At 72.8% G+C, this 15,521-nt stretch carries 11 protein-coding genes; 3 read left to right on the forward strand and 8 right to left on the reverse strand.

All coding sequences use genetic code 11. The features are described 5' to 3' along the window. Positions 1–26: 26 nt before the first annotated feature. The 3 genes from pucD (at position 27) to ACIO5E_RS04735 (ending at position 5,625) form a co-directional block, all read left to right on the forward strand. Positions 27–2,393 carry a xanthine dehydrogenase subunit D gene (gene pucD / locus ACIO5E_RS04725; RefSeq protein WP_400663832.1) on the forward strand — a complete coding sequence of 789 codons (2,367 nt, stop codon included), beginning with the start codon at positions 27–29 and terminating at the stop codon, positions 2,391–2,393. A 315-nt stretch (positions 2,394–2,708) separates the two neighbouring features. Then, positions 2,709–4,208, forward strand: coding sequence for an NCS2 family permease (locus ACIO5E_RS04730; RefSeq protein ID WP_400663834.1), 1,500 nt, complete (start codon positions 2,709–2,711; stop codon positions 4,206–4,208). A gap of 217 nt (positions 4,209–4,425) precedes the next feature. Continuing rightward, on the forward strand, positions 4,426–5,625 hold the full coding sequence (locus ACIO5E_RS04735; protein ID WP_400663836.1) for an XdhC family protein: 1,200 nt from the start codon (positions 4,426–4,428) through the stop codon (positions 5,623–5,625). Between the two features lie 97 nt (positions 5,626–5,722). On the opposite strand, the gene ACIO5E_RS04740 is transcribed toward ACIO5E_RS04735, so the two are convergent. From ACIO5E_RS04740 to alc, 8 genes are all read right to left on the reverse strand, one after another. Further along, positions 5,723–6,343, reverse strand: coding sequence for a LysE family translocator (locus ACIO5E_RS04740; protein ID WP_400663838.1), 621 nt, complete (start codon positions 6,341–6,343; stop codon positions 5,723–5,725). A 209-nt stretch (positions 6,344–6,552) separates the two neighbouring features. Continuing rightward, positions 6,553–8,292: an SDR family oxidoreductase gene (locus tag ACIO5E_RS04745; protein WP_400663840.1), complete on the reverse strand. Its 1,740-nt coding sequence runs from the start codon at positions 8,290–8,292 to the stop codon at positions 6,553–6,555. Next, positions 8,289–9,221: a M24 family metallopeptidase gene (locus tag ACIO5E_RS04750; RefSeq protein WP_400663842.1), complete on the reverse strand. Its 933-nt coding sequence runs from the start codon at positions 9,219–9,221 to the stop codon at positions 8,289–8,291. The genes ACIO5E_RS04745 and ACIO5E_RS04750 overlap by 4 nt, the downstream gene beginning before the upstream one ends. 27 nt (positions 9,222–9,248) lie before the next feature. Continuing rightward, positions 9,249–10,334 carry a PDR/VanB family oxidoreductase gene (locus ACIO5E_RS04755; RefSeq protein ID WP_400663844.1) on the reverse strand — a complete coding sequence of 362 codons (1,086 nt, stop codon included), beginning with the start codon at positions 10,332–10,334 and terminating at the stop codon, positions 9,249–9,251. A gap of 157 nt (positions 10,335–10,491) precedes the next feature. Continuing rightward, positions 10,492–11,406 carry a metal-dependent hydrolase gene (locus ACIO5E_RS04760; RefSeq protein WP_400663846.1) on the reverse strand — a complete coding sequence of 305 codons (915 nt, stop codon included), beginning with the start codon at positions 11,404–11,406 and terminating at the stop codon, positions 10,492–10,494. A 236-nt stretch (positions 11,407–11,642) separates the two neighbouring features. Next, positions 11,643–12,422, reverse strand: a complete 780-nt coding sequence (locus tag ACIO5E_RS04765; RefSeq protein ID WP_400663848.1) for an IclR family transcriptional regulator — start codon at positions 12,420–12,422, stop codon at positions 11,643–11,645. A 319-nt stretch (positions 12,423–12,741) separates the two neighbouring features. Beyond that, positions 12,742–14,202, reverse strand: a complete 1,461-nt coding sequence (locus ACIO5E_RS04770; protein ID WP_400663849.1) for a catalase — start codon at positions 14,200–14,202, stop codon at positions 12,742–12,744. Between the two features lie 56 nt (positions 14,203–14,258). Continuing rightward, positions 14,259–15,518: an allantoicase gene (gene alc / locus ACIO5E_RS04775; protein ID WP_400663851.1), complete on the reverse strand. Its 1,260-nt coding sequence runs from the start codon at positions 15,516–15,518 to the stop codon at positions 14,259–14,261. Positions 15,519–15,521 lie beyond the last annotated feature (3 nt).

Here is a 15,521-nt window from a genome sequence, read left to right on the forward strand (position 1 = left end):
CCCGCCGAGCGCAGCGAGGTGGCCGCATGAGCGCTCGCACCATCCAGGGTCAGAAGAACCTCCAGAACATCAACCAGGCGTCCAAGGACGGCATCGGCGGCTCGCCGCTGCGCCCGGACGGCAACCTGAAGGTCAAGGGCGAGTTCGCCTACTCCTCCGACATGTGGCACGAGGACATGCTCTGGGGCATGGCGCTGCGCTCGCCGCACCCCCGCGCCACCATCCTCTCGGTGGACATCTCCGAAGCGCTCAAGGTGCCCGGCGTCTACGCCGTCCTCACCCACCAGGACATCCCCGGCTCGAAGTACTACGGCCTGGAGATCCAGGACCAGCCGGCCCTGGCCATCGACAAGGTCCGCTACCACGGCGAGGCGATCGCGCTGGTCGCGGCCGACCACCCGGAGACGGCCCGCCGCGCGGTGAAGAAGATCAAGGTCGAGTACGAGGTGCTCACCCCGATCGTCACCGAGGAGCAGTGCCTCGACCCCGAGACGTACGGCTACGTGCACGAGCCGCACGAGTACAAGTCGCACGCGTACGGCAACATCTGCCACGAGCAGCGGCTGGTCTCCGGCCTCGGCGTGACCGACGAGGTCCGCGCGCTGGCGGACGTCATCGTCAGCGGCGACTACGAGGTCGGCATGCAGGACCAGGCCTTCCTCGGCCCCGAGTCCGGCCTCGCGGTGCCCGCCGAGGACGGCGGCATCGACCTCTACGTCGCCACCCAGTGGCTGCACGTGGACCGCGAGCAGATGGCCCCGGTGCTCGACCTGCCCGAGGAGAAGGTCCGGCTCACCCTGGCCGGCGTCGGCGGCGCCTTCGGCGGTCGCGAGGACATCTCGATGCAGATCCACGCCTGCCTGCTGGCCCAGCACACCGGCAAGCCGGTCAAGATCGTCTACGCCCGCGACGAGTCCTTCTACGGCCACGTGCACCGCCACCCGGCGAGGATGCACTACGAGCACGGCGCCACCCGTGACGGCAAGCTGGTCTTCGCCGACTGCCGGATCGTGCTGGACGGCGGCGCGTACGCCTCCGCCTCGCCCGCCGTGGTCGGCAACGCGGCCTCGCTCGGGCACGGCCCGTACGTGATCCCGAACGTGAAGATGCACGCCATCGCGCTCTACAGCAACAACCCGTCCTGTGGCGCGATGCGCGGCTTCGGCGCCGTCCAGGCCGCGTTCGGCTACGAGTCGCAGATGGACAAGCTGGCCGCCGAACTCGGCATGGACCCGGTCGAGTTGAGGCAGCTCAACGCCATGTCGGAGGGCGACTGCATGCCCACCGGCCAGCAGATCGACTCCCCCGCCCCGGTCGCCGACCTGCTGCGGCGCGCCAAGGAGATGCCGCTGCCGCCGCCGCTGGACACCGCGCACCTGGACGTGCGCCAGCTCCCCGGCGCGCTGTCCAACACCTCGCACGGCGAGGGCATCGTACGCGGCGTCGGCTACTCCGTCGGCATCAAGAACGTCGGCTTCTCCGAGGGCTTCGACGACTACTCCACCGCCCGGGTGCGCCTGGAGGTGATCGGCGGCGAGCCGGTCGCCATGGTGCACACCGCGATGGCGGAGGTCGGTCAGGGCGGCGTCACCGTGCACGCCCAGATCGCCCGCACCGAGCTGGGCGTCGAGCAGGTCACCATCCACCCGGCCAACACCGAGGTCGGCTCGGCCGGTTCGACCTCCGCCTCGCGCCAGACGTACATGACCGGCGGCGCCGTGAAGCTGGCCGCCGAGGCGGTCAGGCGGGCACTGATCGAGAAGGGCCGCCGCCGCTACGGCTGGACCCACGACGACATCACGCTGGCCGGCGGGAAGGTCGTCTCGGCCCGCTCCGGAGCGCTGGTCTCCATGGTCGACCTGCTCGGCGACGAGGCCATCGACCTCACCCGCGAACACCACCACCGCCCGACCGTCCCGTTCGACAAGGAGACCGGGCAGGGCTTCGGCCACGTCCAGTACACCTTCTGTGCCAACCGCGCGGTCGTCGACGTGGACGTCGAACTGGGCCTGGTCAAGGTGGTCGAGCTCACCGCCGTCCAGGACGTCGGCAAGGCGCTCAACCCGCTCTCCGTCGTCGGCCAGATCCAGGGCGGCTGCACCCAGGCGCTCGGCCTCGCGGTGATGGAGGAGATCATCGTGCGGGACGGGAAGGTGCGCAACGCCTCCTTCACCGACTACCTGATCCCCACCATCCTGGACACCCCGCCGATCCCGGTGGAGATCCTCGAACTGCCCGACCCGCACGCCCCGTACGGGCTGCGCGGCGTCGGCGAGGCCCCGACCGTGTCGGCGACGCCGTCGATCGTGGCCGCCATCCGCAACGCCACCGGGCTGGCGCTCAACCGGATCCCGGTCCGCCCCGAGCACCTGACCACGGAACTCCCGGGCTGACAGCGGGACTTCGACCTCCCCGGGGCGGCGACCGTCTTCCCCGCCGCCCCGGGGCCGCACCACCCGTGCACCACCTTCTGTCGCACCACCCTCTGTCGCACCACCTCTGCGCCTTCTGTCGCACCGCGCACGCACGCACCATCCGCTGCCTCTCCCACGCCGGGGTTCTGCAGCGGTGCGCACCACCCACGCACCGCAGGCACCGCCACAGAGCGCGCCTCCCAGTGAGTCGAACAGTCCCCCTGCGCCAACCTCGTTGACTGGCGATCAGGTCGGCTCGCCCACCCCAACCCCCTTTGACACTTGGGAGTGGACATGACCCGGATCCCCACGGAACCCGGCCCCACCGAAGACAGACCCCACAGCGAAGCCGGGCCCGCCGAGGCCGACACCCCCACGTCGGCCCCGCCAGCACGACCGAGGAACGCGGTCGACGCGTACTTCAAGATCTCGGCCCGGGGATCGACACTCGCCAACGAACTACGTGGTGGCCTCACCACCTTCATGGCGATGGCGTACATCATCCTGCTCAACCCGCTCATCCTGAGCGGCGCGGACGTCACCGGCGTCAAGCTGGACCACGCCGCGCTGACCACGGCCACCGCCCTCGCGGCCGCCGTCACCACGATCCTGATGGGCGTGGTCGGCAACGTGCCGCTGGCCCTCGCCGCCGGCCTCTCGGTCTCCGGCGCGGTCTCCGCCCTCGTCGTGCCGCACACCACCTGGCCGCAGGCCATGGGCCTGTGCGTCATCTACGGCCTGCTGATCGTGCTGCTGGTCGCCTCCGGCCTGCGCGAGAAGATCATGAACGGCATCCCGCTGCCGCTCAAGCACGCGATCACCATCGGCATCGGCCTGTTCGTCACGATCATCGGCCTCTACAAGGCCGGGTTCGTGCACACCGGCGGCCCCACCCCGCTCTCCCTCGGCCCCTTCGGCGAGCTGTCCGGCTGGCCCGTCCTGATCTTCTGCGTCACCCTGCTGTCGATCTTCGTGCTGATGGCCCGCAACGTCCGCGGCGCGATCCTGATCGGCATCGCCGGTGGCACCGTGCTCGCGGTGATCGTCAACAAGGCCGCCCACGTACCGGCCGAGGCGTGGAAGAACTCCGTCCCGGTCTGGCCCGGCAGCCCGGTCTCCGCGCCGGACTTCAGCCTCTTCGGCCACGTCGACCTGTTCGGCGCCTTCGGTGGCAAGGGCATGGGCGCGATCAGCGCCTCGGTCGCCGTGTTCACCCTCGTGCTGGCCGGCTTCTTCGACGCGATGGCCACCATCATCGGTGTCGGCACCGAGGCCGGGCTGGCCGACAAGCAGGGCCGGATGCCCGGCCTGTCCAAGGCGCTGTTCATCGACGGCGCCGGCGGCGCGGTCGGCGGACTGGCGGGCGCGTCCGGCCAGACGGTCTTCGTCGAGTCCGCGACCGGCGTCGGCGACGGCGCCCGGACCGGCCTCGCCTCCACCGTCACCGGCGGTCTTTTCGCCCTGATGCTGTTCTTCTCGCCGCTCGCCGGCATCGTCCCGGTCGAGGTCGCCTCCGCCGCCCTCGTCGTCATCGGCGCGATGATGATGAGCCAGGCCCGGCACATCGACTGGTCGGACCGCGAGGTCGCCATCCCGGCCTTCCTCACCTGCGTCCTGATGCCGTTCACCTACAGCATCACCGCGGGCGTCGCCGCCGGCGTGATCTCGTACACCGTCATCAAGGCCGGCCAGGGCAAGTGGCGCGAGCCCGGCCTGCTGATGTGGATCCTCACCGCGGTCTTCGTGGTGTACTTCGCGCTCTCCCCGGTCAAGTCCTGGCTCGGCGTGCACTGACCTGCGTCAAGCGGTACCGCCGCCGTACGGGATCGTTTCCCGTACGGCGGCAGCTCCCGCACGGCGGCGTGTTCCAGGCGGCGTCTCCCGTACGGCGGCGCTTCCCGTGCGACCGCGTTTCCGCTACGCCGGCGCTTCCGGTACGACGGCGTTTCCGCACGGCAGCGCGCCCGGTGTCGTGCCCCACTACCCTCGAAAGCGACAAGGAGCCCCTGACATGCAGGACATCGCCGAGCAGTTGCAGGCCTGGCACGCGTCCGGGCGCTCCTTCGCCGTGGCCACCGTCGTCGGCGTCTCCGGCAGCGCGCCGCGCGACCCCGGGGCGGCACTGGCCGTGGACGCGGCCGGCGAAGCGGTCGGCAGCGTCTCCGGCGGCTGCGTCGAGGGCGCGGTCTACGAGCTGTGCCAGGCCGCCATCGAGTCCGGCGAGCCGGTGCTGGAGCGGTTCGGCTACAGCGACGAGGACGCCTTCGCCGTCGGACTGACCTGCGGCGGCATCCTCGACGTGTTCGTCCAGCCGATCGTCCCCGGCGCCGACGCCGGACTGGACGCCGGCATCGCGTACATCGCCTCCGGCACGCCGGTCGCGCTCGCCCGGGTGATCGCCGGGCCCGGCGGACTCGTCGGCGCCACCGTCGCCGTCACCGCCGACACCCACCACGGCGCCCTCTCCCCCAGCCCCTCGACCGTGGCCGCGCTCGAACGGGCGATCGTCGCCGAGGCCCGGGCCATGCTCGACGCCGGACGCACCGGCCGGATCGTGCTCGGCCTCGACGGGCGCCCCTGCGACGAGCGCGACCAGGGCACCGTCACCTGCTTCGTCGAGTCCTACGTGCCCGCACCGCGGATGCTCGTCTTCGGCGCCATCGACTTCGCCGCCGCCGTCGTGCGGATCGGCAAGTTCCTCGGCTACCGCGTCACCGTCTGTGACGCCCGGCCCGTCTTCGCCACCGCGCGGCGCTTCCCCGAGGCCGACGAGGTCGTCGTCGACTGGCCGCACCGCTACCTCGACGCCCAGCTCGACCGGATCGACGGTCGCACCGTGCTCTGCGTGCTCACCCACGACGCCAAGTTCGACATCCCGCTGCTGGAACGCGCGCTGCGGCTGCCGGTCGGCTACGTCGGCGCGATGGGCTCGCGCCGCACCCATCGCGACCGCGAGGCGCGACTGCGCGAGGTCGGGCTCACCGAGGCCGAGATCGGCCGGCTGTGCTCCCCCATCGGCCTCGACCTCGGCGCCCGCACCCCCGAGGAGACGGCGGTCTCCGTCGCGGCCGAGATCATCGCCCACCGGCGCGGCGGCAGCTGCCTGCCGCTGAGCGCCGGGGACGGGCCGATCCACCACGACGTCTCCCGGGCCGAGCAGGCCCCGGAGACCGGTGCCGAGGACCAGGTGCCCCGGACGCACGCGGCCTGACGCACGCGGCCTGACGGGGGCCGGGGCCGGGGGCTGTCGCGGGTCGTCACGGCTCGGGTGCGGCGGCCGGGGCTCGGTCGGTCGTCCGGTCGGTCGGTCAGTCGGTCAGTGCCAGCTTGAGTCCGAAGCCCACCACCACCGCGCCCGTCACCCGGTCCATCAGCCGGCGCGCCGACGGGCGGCGCAGCCAGCCGCGCACCGCCTTGGCGAAGCCCACCAGCACCGTCGACCAGAGCACGCCCTCCACGACGTGTACGCAGGTCAGCGCCACGCCGGCGGCGAAGTGCGGGGCCCCGGCGGGGATGAACTGCGGCAGCACGGCCACGTAGAACACCCCAACCTTGGGGTTCAGCAGATTGGTGAGCGTGCCGCGCCGCCAGCCCTGGCCGAACCCGCCGTCCGTCGGCTCGTCCTCGACCATCGCCTGCGTGCCCCGGCTGCGCAGCATGCCGACGCCCATCCACACCAGGTAGGCGGCCCCGCCCCAGCGCAGCACCTCGTACGCCACCTGCGAGGCGGTCAGCAGCGCCGTCACCCCGGCCGAGCTCAGCGTCCCCCAGACCAGCGTTCCGGTCTGGATGCCGAGCACCACCCCCCACGCCTGCCGCCGGTGCCCCAGCGCGGACGTGCGCAGGATCAGCGCCGTGTCGAGCCCGGGCGTGAGCGTCAGCAGCCCCACGACCAAGGCGAAGGACCAGAGGGCCGTCGTCATCTCCATGGGCCTTCATGCTACGTCGGGCTCGATCCGCCGCTCCGGGCGGGACCACCCACCGGGTCGGCCGGCCGGTGGCCCGCCCGCCCGGGTGGTGGGCGAACGCGGACCCGTCGATCGGCAAGCGCTCACTCACCCGGGTCCACCGGCCCGGTGGGATCGGGCAGCCCGCCCTCGGCGATCCTGCCGCCGTCGCCGGCCCACCGGGCGCCCGGTCAGGTGACGTTGAGGCGGGCGGCGAGGCGCAGCAGGGCGGGGCTGAGGCGGGAGAGGAAGCGCGCGACCTTGGCCTCCGGGGTGACCGGGACGACGGGCTTGCCGGTGCGGACGGCGGTGAGGATGGCGGTGGCGACCTTCTCCGGGGGGAAGCCGCGGCGGGCGTAGAGCCTGGCGGCGCGGGCCTGCTTGGCGGCCTGCTGGTCGGCGGTGGTGGCGGAGAAGGTGGAGGTGCGGGTGATGTTGGTGTTGACGATGCCCGGGCAGATCGTGGAGACGCCGATGCCGTGCCCGGCGAGTTCGGCGCGAAGGCAGTCGGAGAGCATGAACACCGCGGCCTTGCTGGTCGCGTAGGCGGTGAGCGCCTTGGAGGGCAGGTAGGCGGCGGCCGAGGAGACGTTGACCAGGTGGCCGCCCTGGCCGCGGTCGGCCATCAGCGTGCCGAAGGCGCGGCAGCCGTGGATGACGCCCCAGAGGTTGACGTCCAGGATGCGCTGCCACTCCTTCTCGGTGGTCTGCAGGAACGTCCCGGAGTGGCCGATGCCCGCGTTGTTGATCACCACGTCGGGCACCCCGTGCTCGGCGGCGACCGTCTCGGCGAAGGCGTCCACCGCGGCGCCGTCGGCGACGTCCACGCGGTAGGCGTGCGCCGGCGGGCCGATCAGCGAGGCGAGTTCGGCGGTGCGCTCGGCGGCGGCGAGGTCGAGGTCGCAGACCACCACGCGGGCGCCGTCCTCGGCGAAGGCGAGCGCGGTGGCCCGGCCGATGCCGCTGCCGCCGCCGGTGACGACGACCAGCCGACCGTCGCCCCGGGCCGCGTCGGCCTGCCCGGCCTGCCCTGTCTGCCCTGCCTCGATGCGGGTGGTGAACTCGCGGACCATCGCGGCCACGGTGACTCCCTTCTCCAGCAGCGCCGACCAGTGACCGGCGTGCAGCGTGCGTCGGGTCAGCTCGGGCACCCAGCGCTCCAGTCCCTCGGAGAGGAAGGGGGCGACGTAGCGGTCCCGGGTGAGGGTGATCAGCTGGACCGGCACCTCCGTCGGCCGCTCGCGCGGACTGCGCAGCGTGGGGCGGAAGTTGGCCCGGTACAGCTCGATGCCGCGGACGGCGTCGCGGCGCAGGCCGGGCTGCGGGTGGTCGGGCCGCGGGGTGACGTGCTCCAGGTCGCGCAGCACCCGCGGCCAGGCCCGGGCCAGCCCCAGGCGCCAGACGCCCGGGGCGAGGAAGGGCAGGTGGAAGGCGGTGATGTACCAGGAGTGCAGGCCCTGGTGGAGCAGCTGCCGCAGGTGGCGCGGGGTGGGGCGGCGCATCCGGTGGCGCAGCCAGTACGCCGTGTGGTCCAGGCAGGGGCCGGACATCGTGGTGTACGAGGCGATCCGCCGCTCGGCGCCGGGCACGGTGACGGCCTCCCAGGACTGGATCGAGCCCCAGTCGTGGGCGATCACGTGTACCGGTCGGTCCGGGCTGACGGCGTCGGCGACCGCGAACAGGTCGGCGGCCAGGCGCTCCAGCCGGTAGCCGTCCCGGGTGGCGGGGACCCCGGACTCGCCGGCGCCGCGCACGTCGTAGCGGACCACGTGGTGGTCGCGGGCGAGGTCGGCGGCGACGTCGTCCCAGACCGCGTGGGTGTCCGGGTAGCCGTGCACCAGCAGGACGGTGGGGGCGGCCGGGTCGCCCTGCTCGAAGACGGCGAGCGGGAGGCCGTCGGAGTGCACGGTTCGGCGGCGGACGGTGGTCATCGGGTGGCCTCCAGGGTGGTCGCCTCGGTGCTTGTCTCGGTGGTCGGCGCGGTGGTCGGCGCGGTGGTCGGCGCGGTGGCCGCCTCAGTCGCCTCGGCGGTGTCGGTCGTCCAGCGGCGGACGTGCGGCAGGTCGTCGTCGAGCCAGTAGGCGTCGTCCTCGGTGACCACCAGGAGTTCCTCGAACTTGATGCCCACGCCGCGGAAGCCGATGTGCGGCTCGACCGCCCACAGACCCGGGGTGGGCGCGTGCCGGGACGACCGACCGTCCGCCCAGAGCGGTGAACGGCCGTGCAGGCGCTCGGAGATGAGCTCGCGACCGAGGGTCTGCAGGGTGCGCACGCCGAAGCCGAAGACGTTGACCCCGGCCGGTCCGCGCATCGTGGTCCGGGTGACCTGGTGGCCGATCACCCGGCCCGGGTAGACCTGGTGGCGGTTGTCGTAGCCGTGCGCGGCGATCTGCGCGTCCACGGCCGCGTACACCTCGTCGAGCGGCCTGCGGGCCCGTACCTCCGTGAGGATCAGCTCGCGGTAGACCTTCAGGTCGGCGGCGAGGCGGTCCCAGACCCGGTTCTCGCCGACCTTGCCGCCGTAGCCGATGTCGGCGGTGTAGCCGTCGACGATCGGCGCGCAGTCCAGCACGTACGGCATGCCCTCCTGCAGGCGGCGGTTGCCGGCGAAGAACTGCAGCGGGGTGTGGAAGTGCCGGAAGGCCGTGCGGTCGCCGAACCAGGCGAACGGGACGTGGAAGAAGTCCTGCACCCCGGCGGCGACCAGGCGGCGGCGCAGCTCCGCGGTGGCCTGGCGCTCGGTGACGCCCGGTTCGATCCAGTCGGCGACCTGTTCGGCGCAGTGGTAGGCGAGTTGCTGGGTCTCGCGGAAGCGGGCGAGGTCGCGCTCGTCGTAGGGGAAGGTCGGGGGGTTCGCCATCGGGGCTCCTTCTACAGGTCGAGCACGCTACAGGTCGAGCACCAGGGTCTCGCCCTCGGCGGCCCGGGAGACGCAGGGCAGCACGGCGCCGGCGGCGCGCTGTTCGGGGGTGAGGCGGCGGTCCCGGTGCTCCGGCGTACCGGCCAGCAGGCGGACCTCGCAGGTGCCGCAGAATCCCTGGTGGCAGGAGTGCGGGAGGTCGGGGCGGGCCTCGCGCAGCACGTCCAGGGCGGAGCGGTCGGCGGGGACGTCCAGCGTCGGGCCGCCGGCGCCCAGGCGCAGGGCGAAGGGGGCGCCGCCGGTGATCGGGGCGGCACCGAAGCGCTCGAAGTGCAGGGCGGTGGCCGGGGATCCGCCCAGGGCGCGCTGCACGGCGGCGAGCATCGGGGCCGGGCCGCAGCAGTAGACGGCGGCGCCGCGCGGGGCGTGCGCGAGCAGGTCGGCGGCGGTCGGCACGCCGTGCTCGTCGTCGGTGCGCAGCTCCACCCGGCACGGGTCGAGGGTGCGCAGCTCGTCCGCGTACGGGAGGGTGTCGACGCTGCGGCCGATGTGCACCAGGCGCCAGTCGAGGCCGTGCCGCTGCGCCTCGCGGGCCATCGGGAGCAGCGGGGTGATGCCGATGCCGCCGGCGAGCAGGAGGACGGCGGGCTCGGCGCAGAACGGGAAGCCGTTGCGCGGGCGGCGGGCGGTGAGGCGGGTGCCGGGGTGCAGGGTGTCGTGGATCTCGACGGACCCTCCGCCGCCCTCGGGCAGTCGCCGCACGGCGATCCGGTAGGCGGTGCGGTCGGCGGGGTCGCCGGTGAGCGAGTAGTGGCGCTCGCGGCCGGAGGGCAGGGCGAGGCGCAGGTGGGCGCCGGGCTGCCAGCCGGGGAGCGGGCCGCCGGAGGGGTCGGCGAGCCGCAACTCGACGACGTCGGCGGCGAGTCGGCGGCGGGCGATGACGGCCAGTTGGAGCGGTGGGGTGGGGCGGCTGAGCGGGCGGCGGGGGTTGCGGCGCAGCAGGGGGCCGCCGAGGGCGGGGGAGTAGCGGTCACCGAAGGCGGTGAGGCGGCGCATGAAGGTGTCCACGCGGGGGCGGCCGTAGAGGTCGGGGGGCGGGTTGAGCAGGTCCATCCGGCGGTCCTTGGCGTCAGGAGGGTGGCGAGCGGGCGGGCGGGGGCAGGCGGGGTGCGGCGAACAGCTGACAGATTTCAGATTTCAGCGAACAGATAACAGATAACGTTTTCTGTTCGCTGAAATCTGTCAGCCGTCGACCGAACCCCGTCCGCCGTCAGCCCCCGGCGGCGGCGCGGGCGGCCGGGGAGGTGGCGAGGTAGCCGAGGGCCTGGCTGGACGAGCCCTCCTGGGTGGGGTGGTAGCCGGGCCGTAGGTACCGCAGGCCGGAGCGGATCGACCCGACCGGGTCGGGCAGCAGGCCGCGCTTGGCGATCCTGCCGGCCTCGCGCCAGGTGGGCTTGAGCCGCCCGTGCAGGGTCGGGTCGGCGGCGAGCAGGAAGCGGGCGCCGCGCACCCAGAGGTGGACCAGCAGCGGACCGGAGACGGCCATTCCGCGGACCCGGCGCAGGTAGCCGGGGTCCAGGTGAACCATCAGGTCGAAGGCGACGCTGCGGTGTTCGACCTCCTCGGCGCCGTGCCAGCGCAGCAGGTCGAGCATCGTCGGGTCGGCCTTGGCGCGGTCCAGGCCCGGCGAGTTGAGCGCCCAGTTGCCGAGGAAGGCGGTGAAGTGCTCGATCGCCGCGATGAAGGCGACCCGCTCGATGATGTTCTCGCGCCGCCGCGCGGGACCGAGGCCCGGCTTGTCGCCGAGGACGCGCCGGAACAGCCAGGCGACCTGCCGGACGTACGGACGCGGGTCGAGCCCCTGGCCGAGCAGGTGGTCGAGGACCTCCTGGTGCGCCTCGGCGTGGATGGCCTCCTGGCCGATGAACCCCAGGACCTCCTCGCGCAGTTGCTCGTCCCGGATGAGCGGCAGCGCCTCCTTGAACACCTTGACGAACCAGCGCTCGCCCTCGGGCAGCAGCAGGTGCAGCACGTTGATGACGTGGGTGGCCATCGGCTCGTCGGGGATCCAGTGCAGCGGCAGTCGGTCCCAGTCGAAGCGGACGTCCCGGGGTTCGAGGACGAGGCCGTCGTGCACGCGCGCGGCGGGGGCGGCAAGGGCGGGTACGGGGGTGGATCGGGGCATGGCAGGCCCTCCTGACCTCGGGACGGCGGCTCGGCGTGAGGGAAACGTACTCGCGGGTAGCGGCCGAGACAAGGGTTTCGGCGACTCTTATCGACATCGAGTCTAATAAGTGACGTGCACCCGGAAGCGGCTACGGAAACCGATACGACCGCGGAAACCGGCGGCGGCCACGGAAACACGTGGGCCCCGCCGGATCGGCAGGATCCGGCGGGGCCCACGGCGGGACGGCGCGACGCTCAGACCGCCATCGCCAGCATCAGCGGCGCCGCCCGGGCCGCCAACAGTTCGGCGGCGGCCTTCAGCTTGTGCACGTTGTCCACCGGCATCGAGGTGGCCAGACAGCCGACCGTGCTGCCCGCCGTGATCGGGACGGCCGCACACACCGTGCCGAGCGCGTACTCCTGGATGTCCAGCACCGGCACGGTGGCCGGCTGTCGCTCCAGCCGGTGCATCAACTGGTCGGCGTCGGTGACGGTCCGGGAGGTGAGCCGGGCCACCGGGTGGCGGGAGAGGTGGTCCCGGCGGGCCTCCGAGTCGAGCTGGCTGAGCAGGCACTTGCCGATCGCGCTGGCGTGCGCGGTGGCCCGGAAGTCCACCCACTCCTGCACCGCCGGCGCGTACTCGGCCGCGGCGACCGCCTCCACCGACAACTCCCCGTCGTGGTACCGGGTGAAGTAGACCGCCGCACCCAACTCGTCGCGCAGTTCGGCGAGTTTGCGGTTCAGCCGGGCCTTCACCAGCTGCTCCCGGTTGTGCTGGCCGAGCAGGGCGAAGGTGCCGCCGAGCACCCAACCCCCGTCCTGGCACTGGAGGTAGCCCTCGATCTCGAGGATCTCCGCGAGTCGCCGGACGGTCGGCAGGCCGAGCGAGGTCTCCCGCGCGAGGGCGACCAGGGTGGCGCCGTCAGGGTGCCGGTCGACGGCCTCCAGCAGTCTGAGGGCGTGCTGCAGGGAGGTGAACGGGCCGGTGAGGCCCTGGTCCAGCGCGGCGTGGCGACCCGGGGCTGGTGTCGACATGTCGTCCCCTTCCGATGTCCCCCCACGGAGCGACCGCGGGCACCCTCCAGCCTATCCACCCGGCGAGCCCGGCAACTGCCGTCCGTGAATATCCGTGAACATTCCGTGGAGCACCCGCCGCCCACCTGGGGAGACGGAGCCGGCCGCGCGGGCCCGGAGGCACGCACGGCCGGAGGAAACGCGACGGGCCCCTCCCTCACTGCCCTGAGGCGACGGGCCCCTCCCCCACTGCCCGGGGGGAGGGGCCCGTCGCGCGGCCGCCGGGTCGCGGGCGGGGCCCCGGGGCCGGTGAGGGTGGGTCAGGTGGCGCTGGAGGGGCTCAGCCCTCGTCGCCCGCCCGTAGCTTGGCGACGGCCGCCTCCAGGCGGGCGCCGTACTCCTCGTCCGCGGCGTGGAAGTGGGCGAGGTTCTTCTCGATGACGTCCTCGCGGGTCACCTGGGCGAGGAAACCCGCGATGTTGTCGATCAGGCGGGTCTTCTCGCCCGCGGACATCAGCCGGTACAGTTCGCCCGCCTGGAAGAAGTCGTCGTCCTTGGTGTGGGCCGGCGTGGTGTAGGTGCCGGTGTAGCCGTCCAGCCGGACCGGCACGGCGAGCGCGTTGTCGGTCTGGGCGGGGCCGTCGTACGAGTTGGGCTCGTAGTTCTTGCCGCGGCCGGACTTGTTGACGGCGTGCAGGCCGTCGCGGCCGTAGTTGTCCGCCTCGGTGGCGCGCGGGGCGTTCACCGGCAGCTGGGTGTGGTTGACACCGAGGCGGTAGCGCTGGGCGTCGGCGTAGGCGAACAGGCGGCCCTGGAGCATCTTGTCCGGGGAGGGTCCGATGCCGGGCACGAAGTTGTTCGGCGAGAACGCGGACTGCTCGACGTCGGCGAAGACGTTCTCCGGGTTCTTGTTGAGCACCAGGCGGCCGACCTTGACCAGCGGGTAGTCGGCGTGCGGCCACACCTTGGTGAGGTCGAACGGGTTGAAGCGGTAGTCCGCGGCCTCGGCGACCGGCATCAGCTGGACGTAGAGGGTCCAGGACGGGAAGACGCCGCGCTCGATGGCCTGGTGCAGGTCACGCTGGTGCGAGTCGGCGTCGGCGCCGAGCACCTCGGCGGACTGGTCGCCGTCCAGCGAGCGGATGCCCTGGTTGGTCTTGAAGTGGTACTTGACCCAGTAGGCCTCGCCCTCGGCGTTGACCCACTGGTAGGTGTGCGAGCCGTAGCCGTTCATGTGGCGGTAGGAGGCCGGGATGCCGCGGTCCCCGAACAGCCAGGTGATCTGGTGGGTCGAGGCGGGCGAGTGGGCCCAGAAGTCCCAGACGTTGTCCGCCTCCTGTACGCCGGTGTACGGGTCGCGCTTCTGCGAGTGGATGAAGTCGGGGAACTTGATCGGGTCCTTGATGAAGAACACCGGGGTGTTGTTGCCGACCAGGTCGTAGTTGCCCTGCTCGGTGTAGAACTTCAGCGCGAAGCCGCGCGGGTCGCGCACCGCGTCGCTGGCGCCGAGGTTGCCGGCCACGGTGGAGAAGCGCAGGAAGACCTCGGTGCGCTTGCCGACCTCGGAGAGGAAGGCCGCGCGGGTGTACTGCGACACCTCGTCGGTGACCTCGAAGTAGCCGTACGCGCCGGAGCCGCGGGCGTGCACGACGCGCTCCGGGATGCGCTCGCGGTTGAAGCGGGCCAGCTTCTCCAGCAGCTGCTGGTCCTGGATCAGCAGCGGGCCGTACTCGCCGGCCGAGGCCGAGTTCTGGTTGTCGGCGACCGGGGCGCCGGACTCCGTGGTCAGGATCTTGGACATGAGGGGTCCTTCAGGTGTCGATAAAAGCGGTGCGTGGAGAGTGGTGTGACGAAGCGTCAGACGCCGAGCAGGCGCCGGACCGCCGAGCGGCGGCGGGAGGAGTTCTCGCCGTCGGGGCCGTCGGCGGGCTGGAGCGCGGCGACGGCGGTGGCGGCCGCGACCTGGTCCGCCAGTGGACGGGCGGCGCTCAACTCGGCGGCCTCGTCGGCGGTCAGGCCGGCCTCGGTGAGGGCCGCGGCGGCCTCGACGGCCGGGACGGCGTTGAACCAGCGCAGCGCGAGGGCCGCGCGACCGGCCTCGGTGAGGCGGCCGGTGAGCCGGAGGCGGGCGAGGCCGCCGTCCGGGTAGACGTTGATGCGCACGTGGGTCACCGGGCGGCCGACGTCGAGCCGGAAGCGGTGCCGGGTGTCGGGCTGCAGGCGGGTGCGGGGCAGGATCTCGAACCACTCGCCGTCCGCCGGGTCCGCCCCGGTCGAGGCGTCGAAGCCGACGAGGTCGGCCCAGCCGGGGGCATTGGCGACGAAGTGGGTGGTGTCCACCTCGGCGGCCAGGACCTCACCGCCCCCGGCCAGGGCGATCTGCACCCAGTCGTTGGCCTTGTCGCGCCGACGCCGGGTCTCCCAGCCCTCGCCCATGACGGAGGCGCGACCGGGAGCGTTCAGGTTGTGCGGGGAGGAGAAGTAGCGGTCGGACGCCGCCTCGGCCACGCCGCCGTACTCCTGGGCGGCCAGGTCGAAGGTGAGGCCGTCCAGTTCGCGCGGGTCGGGCAGCACCTCGCCGTGGACGCGCAGCCGGGCGACGCCGCCGTCCGGGAAGATGTTGAGCCGCACGTGGGTGTAGCGGCCCGCGTCCTCGACGGCGAACTCGTGGGCGGTGTCGCCCTGCAGCGGGGTGCGCGGCACCAGGGTGGTCCACTCGGTGTCCGCCAGCTCCTCGGGCGAGGGGTGGCCGGGGACGGAGGCGGCCTCGACGGAGGCGCTCTCCGGGTAGTTGCCGGTGAAGTGGGCGGTGTCCACGACGAGGCCGCGGATCACACCGCCGACGCCGAGCCGGACGATCGCCCAGTCGTGGTCCTGGTCGGTGGGGTGCGGCTGGTCGGCGGAGACGCCGCGGCGGCGCTTGGACTCCCAGCCGTCCATGATCTGGCCCTTGTGGCCGAAGGTGTGCGGGCGGAACTCGGCGGGCTTGGCGACCAGGAGGTTCTCGGCGTCGGCGAAGGTGTCCTCGTTGGTGGCGACGACGCCCGCGCCCAGCAGCCGCGAGGCCAGGTTGACCAGCTCGGTGAAGGGAGCGCTCGGGGTGTCGGCAGTGGTCACGAA

It is taken from the genome of Kitasatospora sp. NPDC087314 (genome assembly GCF_044744365.1).
In the GTDB taxonomy this organism is placed as follows: domain Bacteria; phylum Actinomycetota; class Actinomycetes; order Streptomycetales; family Streptomycetaceae; genus Kitasatospora.

Bases quoted from the DNA above. Each gene is read 5' to 3' on its own strand.
- pucD (WP_400663832.1), top strand. From the start codon at position 27: ATGAGCGCTCGCACCATCCAGGGTCAGAAGAACCTCCAGAACATCAAC.
- ACIO5E_RS04730 (WP_400663834.1), top strand. From the start codon at position 2,709: ATGACCCGGATCCCCACGGAACCCGGCCCCACCGAAGACAGACCCCAC.
- ACIO5E_RS04735 (WP_400663836.1), top strand. From the start codon at position 4,426: ATGCAGGACATCGCCGAGCAGTTGCAGGCCTGGCACGCGTCCGGGCGC.
- ACIO5E_RS04740 (WP_400663838.1), bottom strand. From the start codon at position 6,343: ATGGAGATGACGACGGCCCTCTGGTCCTTCGCCTTGGTCGTGGGGCTG.
- ACIO5E_RS04745 (WP_400663840.1), bottom strand. From the start codon at position 8,292: ATGACCACCGTCCGCCGCCGAACCGTGCACTCCGACGGCCTCCCGCTC.
- ACIO5E_RS04750 (WP_400663842.1), bottom strand. From the start codon at position 9,221: ATGGCGAACCCCCCGACCTTCCCCTACGACGAGCGCGACCTCGCCCGC.
- ACIO5E_RS04755 (WP_400663844.1), bottom strand. From the start codon at position 10,334: ATGGACCTGCTCAACCCGCCCCCCGACCTCTACGGCCGCCCCCGCGTG.
- ACIO5E_RS04760 (WP_400663846.1), bottom strand. From the start codon at position 11,406: ATGCCCCGATCCACCCCCGTACCCGCCCTTGCCGCCCCCGCCGCGCGC.
- ACIO5E_RS04765 (WP_400663848.1), bottom strand. From the start codon at position 12,422: ATGTCGACACCAGCCCCGGGTCGCCACGCCGCGCTGGACCAGGGCCTC.
- ACIO5E_RS04770 (WP_400663849.1), bottom strand. From the start codon at position 14,202: ATGTCCAAGATCCTGACCACGGAGTCCGGCGCCCCGGTCGCCGACAAC.